This is a genomic window from Streptomyces muensis (assembly GCF_021474425.1).
GTDB lineage: Bacteria > Actinomycetota > Actinomycetes > Streptomycetales > Streptomycetaceae > Streptomyces > Streptomyces muensis.
On record NZ_JAKEIP010000646.1, the window covers coordinates 1 to 492 of the forward strand.

The window sequence follows — 492 nt, forward strand, 5'->3', positions numbered from 1 at the left end:
TCCGGGGAGGGCGAGGAGGTGCGTACGGGACGCGGGGACGGCCGGGCGGGTGGCGCCGGGCGCGAGGCGGACTCGTACGTCCTGGAGGAGCGCGGCCGCGGCGGGGTTGCCGCGCAGCGTGCGCAGGGCGGCGAGGTCGGCGGGGTCCGGGTGGTAGCCGGCGCCGAGGGCCTCCTCGAGGAGGGTGAGGTAGCCGGCTGCGGAGCCGGGGAGGGCGGCGCGGTAGCGGGCGAGGTCGGCCACCAGGAAGGCACGCAGCCGGGCACCCTCGCGCATCGCCTCGTCGAGGGACTCGGCGAGACGGAGACAGGCCTGGACCTCCTCGGGGGAGACGGGGCTGGGGTTGAGGGCGAGGGCGAGAGCGCGGCGGAGCACACGCAGCTCCTCCGCGCCGAACGCCATGCCGCCGCGGGATCCGTAGGGCGTGGGCATGCGGCGACGATACGCGCTAATCAGACAAACGCGGCATAGGGGGGTGGGTGTGGCGTGGGG

At 76.4% G+C, this 492-nt stretch carries 1 pseudogene; it reads right to left on the bottom strand.

Features of this window, described 5'->3' with window-relative positions:
- Positions 1-402 (bottom strand): annotated as a pseudogene (locus tag L0P92_RS44880) (hypothetical protein); the annotation flags it as partial.
- Positions 403-492: the final 90 nt, after the last annotated feature.